Source organism: Endozoicomonas sp. YOMI1 (assembly GCF_024606345.1).
In the GTDB taxonomy this organism is placed as follows: Bacteria; Pseudomonadota; Gammaproteobacteria; order Pseudomonadales; family Endozoicomonadaceae; genus Endozoicomonas.
Genome location: NZ_JAHHPM010000325.1, coordinates 1 through 5,091 on the forward strand (window position 1 = coordinate 1; position 5,091 = coordinate 5,091).

The 5,091-nt window shown below is 42.5% G+C and carries 3 protein-coding genes and 1 pseudogene; 2 read left to right on the plus strand and 2 right to left on the minus strand.

The annotated features are described in order from the left end of the window. Positions 1–204: 204 nt before the first annotated feature. Positions 205–2,271 carry a hypothetical protein gene (locus KDK15_RS11640; protein WP_257295525.1) on the minus strand — a complete coding sequence of 689 codons (2,067 nt, stop codon included), beginning with the start codon at positions 2,269–2,271 and terminating at the stop codon, positions 205–207. A gap of 91 nt (positions 2,272–2,362) precedes the next feature. On the opposite strand from KDK15_RS11640, the pseudogene KDK15_RS11645 reads away from it, so the two are divergent. After that, positions 2,363–2,473: pseudogene (locus KDK15_RS11645) on the plus strand (glutathione-dependent disulfide-bond oxidoreductase); the annotation flags it as partial. Between the two features lie 86 nt (positions 2,474–2,559). On the opposite strand, the gene KDK15_RS11650 reads toward KDK15_RS11645, so the two are convergent. Continuing rightward, positions 2,560–4,326, minus strand: coding sequence for a hypothetical protein (locus KDK15_RS11650; protein ID WP_257295526.1), 1,767 nt, complete (start codon positions 4,324–4,326; stop codon positions 2,560–2,562). A 209-nt stretch (positions 4,327–4,535) separates the two neighbouring features. Between KDK15_RS11650 and KDK15_RS11655 the strand changes: the two genes are divergently transcribed. Then, positions 4,536–5,091 (plus strand): hypothetical protein (locus KDK15_RS11655; RefSeq protein WP_257295527.1); only part of this gene is annotated, 556 nt, incomplete at its 3' end.

Consider the following 5,091-nt stretch of genomic DNA (forward strand, 5'->3'; position numbering starts at 1 on the left):
GAATTTTTAGACCAATTTATCGCAACCGCAGTAGGACAGTCTTAAGTCCGACAGGTTCCTAGCTCCTGCATCCATGCAGTCGTGCGGCGTTACAACTCCGATCACATAGCTACGGATATGCTCCCTACGTTGTGAACTGTCCACTTAGCCAGAAATATACGATTCCATTTGGCCAACTACTTATCACCTGCAGGGGAGGGGCAATTAAAGCGACTTTTTGGCGATACTCTCCAGAAGTTTGATTTGACGGGCAGGTATATCCTGTTCCAGTAGCCAGCTGACAACGGCAAAATCCCGTGCCTGTTTTTGTCGTTGCTTACTTTCACAGGCATTAGCCCAGAGACTCATGCGCTGCATACGCTCACGCCATTGCCCTTTTTGGGGTTCAAATACCTGGTCACAGATCTCGCTGACCATCTTTTTAACGGTACCCCCTGTGATGGTGAAGGCATCCGGGATCAGCCAGCTGTCGGCAAAAGCAGAATTTGTCCAGCTGACAGAACGTTTCTGGGCATTGGCTATCTCCTGATCGGAAGGTGGCGTAGCAAAACTTAACAGTTCGGGGTTAAGGGTCTCAAAGCGTGCAGCCGCCGGATTCCAGTTATTGAGGCCAAGCAGTTCCATGCCTTCCAGCATATCTGCACTGAGGCAGGTTTTGCTGCTGAGATTCAGGGCCATAAACGGTGGGATAAGTGTCCGAATCAGTTCACTGGATACTTTTTCAAGGGGAACGCCGTGTTGTTTTGTGCTGGTAATGATTTGCTGGAGTTTTTTGCGGGTTTCTGGCGGCGACACGGAAATGTCGACAATCCCGACCGCCTCTTTAAGTACAAAATTAACCAGACGGAATGCCCGGGGCTCGTCGATATCATTGACCATGATCATCACTCCCTGGGCTCCACTGCCATCGACGGAGGTCATCCAGGCCTGCATCTGGCCATCAGTGGATACTTTTTTCCCGGAAGGACAGACGCCCAGCTTACGGACATTTTTAATGAGCTTGTCAATGTGAGTCTGAACCGCTTTAGGCAGCCAGTTGCGAATACGGATTATTCGTTCCAGTGTTAAGGGCGTGATCGCCTTTGGGTGTTTGGCCAGAAGTTCAGCCACTGTGACGGCCTTCTCTTCCTGCTCGTCCAGCACTAATAAAGCCAGATAATCACCATATCTTGGGTTATCAAAAGAGAGCATCTGCTGAGTAATAAGCATCATGCCTGCCAGTGGCATAAAGCCCATTTCTTCCTGCCAGACGGAGGCGAAGGTAAATTCATCGGGAATTTCCTCCAGCATGGCCTGACAGATGTTGTTCAGGTCCTCCAGAGAAAATTCACTTTCCCCGTCTTGCGAATCATGATCCGCCGTTTGCCAATGATGGATGAACTCAATGAATGATTTGGACAGGTATTGTCGATAATTGGTCAGGACACCCAGCAGTGGCGTCATAACAACGCTGTCCAGTTCATCGTGCTCATAGGACATGACGATATTTTGTTCCACTTCCTGCCAGAAGTGAGCAGCCTGAGAATTACCCTGACGAATCTGAATAAAGAGACCGTTCAGGGCAAACGAAAGGATTGTGGCAATAGCCTCAGACTCTTCTTCGTCAATGCCTTCAATACAGATGGTAAACAGGAACTGTGACAATGATTGCAGATCATAAAGGCGATGCCAGCTCTGAGGTGGCTCCGGTTGCTTACGAATGGTTGCCAGGTTGGCTGCCGCATCGTCAATCAAATCTTCTATCCAGTCCTCCTCAGTATTTGTTTTATCGGGCGCTGGTTCTGACCTGCTTTCCAGCATGGTTACTGATGGACCTGGAGAACCGTGCGGGTTGTAAATATTCAGGTAGTCTTTTTTAATGCTCTGAAGGTAGTTGATAATGGCTTCGGCATGTTTGAGCTTTTTCTTTTGGGCTGAACCATCAATCAAGCGCTGCAGGCACTGCCAGCAGGCGATAATCTCGGGTACGATCGTTTTTGCCTGAGTATTGGAACAGATTGTCTTACGGGGAAACAGTTTGGTCATCACCTCGCGGGTTGATTTCAGGTCAATGGACTCAAGTCCTTTGCCCAGGTAGTTCATGTTCAGTTCCATAAACATACTGAACATCATGCCGCCGGATTTCTGATTGGCTTTTGAGAGCTTTTGATATTCTGGCGATTCGTAAAAGATATCCAGAAACTGCTCTACCCATTCCTGCAGTTGATCGTTGCACTTATCAGGATCACTCAGATAGGTGCTCTTATTGAGCTTAAAAGGTTTTAATGACATACGGACTCTTAACCGGTGAACTGTGAATTGGCCGGATCATGCCAGATATACCATAGCGCATAAAGAGGGATATATGTTTTAATCATGCTGTTTGCTGGCGCAGGGGATTAAAGATGCCGAGTACGACGCTTTTCTGATTGACATTATAGCAGGTGATCAGTTTGGTTCGGGCTTTGTTGAGATAAATCCTAACTCGAAGATTTTGAGCTCAGGACCCAGGATAAACTGGAAGCTTCAGAATAAATTCGGCAATATTCCAAAATCCAAAGATAACTGATGGTGAAATTTTCACCATTCAGTTATAACGGTATGAAGCATAAGAAATAACGATTCTATCTTATCTTTAATTTCTTTTGGTATTTCTTCAATATCACTTCGTAATTCCAGGAGAAGGGATGAGTTTTTAAAGGACAAATCTCCACCGGTTATAGGACACTTACCAGTCGCCCAGAGGTTACCGGTAATCCCAATAGCATCATACATGGTCTCTTCATCGAAGATATGCCCGTAAGGGGTTTTCCAGGGTTGTTTAATTAATATCAATTGTACCGGGTCAATCATATTTTTAGCCGTACTGCGGTCAATATTGGTTAGGGTGGAAATAATATCCGTCATAATGGATATTTTTTTCATATGCACCTGTGCGGCATTATTGACTTTTATTTCGTTGGCTTTAAGCAGGCCCATAAACAGTGCTTTACTATCCTCACTCAGATTTTCATTGATTATATTAATTATCTTGGTGTCTACTTCAGACATCCTCTTTTCTACTTCTGCTTCCTGAAGCACAGGAGGTTTATGCAGTAGATCTATTAATTTTGATGAATAATGCTTGTTTTGACTTTTTTTAAAGTGGTCGTATAAGCACCCTGCATGCTCATCATGCATATAATTACTGACACTGAATGTTTTTAATGCAAAAATTATTTCATGTCTGGGATTCAGGAAATTCGTTATAGAGCTATTTCTAAGCTTATCCAAATGAGTGTTTAGTTTTGGAGAGTGAAAGTGATTATCAGGTTTAATTAAGTCCTTAATACAATCACAAAAATAAAAATCAGTATCCATTCTCATGGTAAGGTATTTTATGAAACTGTCATTTTCTATTAGATGAATAGCTCGCTGAGTTTTTAGAGCATCGGCAAAATATTCAAAATAGAGATCTGATGTATCCCAGTAGCCTAAAATTGAAAATAGTATCCAGAGGGTCTGAGTATGATGGTCAGTGCTCTCAAAATCAATGTTTAAGGAAGAATGTCCGAAATTGATATCACTCAAACTTACAGCTTTGTAATTTTTAAGTTGATAAGAAATTACAGGAAAAAACAATTCGGATGTAGTATCAAAATTGCCGTCAAGAAGAAGATCAAATAGTAAAAAAACAGATAAATGTTCACTGAAAAAAATACGGTCCTTTTCCTCAATTGAGGAAAGAGTTGATTGGTTGAATTCACAACTTATGTATGCCTTATTGAATACCTCTTTAATCTTAATGGTTGAGGTTGGTAATGAATAGTGTTTGCATAACCTAAGAATAAGGCCTAGTTTTTTTAAAGTTTCATCAAAACAGTCATCAGGATTTATTGTGGTTAATTCCTTGAAATCATTCTTGCAACGGTTGAATATTTTTTTGATCTTTTGAGTTTTTTCACTGCTTTCTATAAAAAATGGAATTGTGCTTATTTTATTAAAATAGAGAAATCCGGTTCTTTCTTTAACAAGTGAGATTAGTTCTTTTTTGCATTCTTCAATGTCTTCAAAACAAAAACCGTCATTACTTAGCTTTGTTTTAATTTCTTCAAGCTCTGCCTGGAATTGGTCAGAACTACTGAATTTATGCCTTTCCTTGATTTGTGCTTCTTTCAACTCTACACTTCTGGACCTTAACAGCTCATCAGATGTGAGTGATTCAGGTTCAGTAGTCACGGAAAATTCACCATTATGTTGATTTTTTTTGACATTTCTGCATCGAAATTCTTCCTGTTTACAGGGTGGTGTCCTTTTTTCACAACCGAAAGGGGGGGCAGGATTTATAGCCTTATCAATCGGATTCATGGTCAGGTAGTCCTTTAAATTGGTTACTGCATAATTGGTTACTGCATATTTGAACTTTTATACCACTTTGACCGAGAGTCAGTTATTAAGTTCAATCTGAAATGTAATAGGATGCCTGTCACCTAACCTCAACCTGCTGTAACTGAACAAAACTGCCGACAGTTTCTCCACTACAGCCCGGTATTTCCATTAAGAATCACACTTACGATGTGGCTTTGCCAGCAGCTTTTGACCAGTTACAACCCACTGACGCAGGAGAGAATTACCCTGTACGGGGTAAAAATATTTTGCCGGGATGTAACGACTACTTTTGTTCTAATCCCATGCACAGAAACAGTATAGAGTCGGTCCCTTTAAATACCCCTCTAATCGGGGAAAGGAAAGTCTGCCCATTATTCAGAGGTGGCCTGTCTGAGTTAGTAAAATCATCGGGTCTTGTGGTGGGAGCAGAGGGGGCAGAAAATCAGGAAAGACACACCAATATTCTGTCTCAGGAACTACAACCACAACCCATTACCCAGGGCACCGGGCCAGCGCTGACGGACGATGCCCTGAGCAAACTGAATAAAGATCTGATAAGGGCAATAAAGTACAGCCATTACGATAAGGCAGAGTTGTTTCAACGCATCATTGAGAGCACTGGGGCAAAACTGACGGACGATGCCCAGAGCAAACTGATTGAATTTCTGGAGCAGGCAATAGGTGACACTCCTTATCAGGCGAGGCTTCTTTCTGACTTCGCAGGCTTTTGCCAGTCTATGGCGA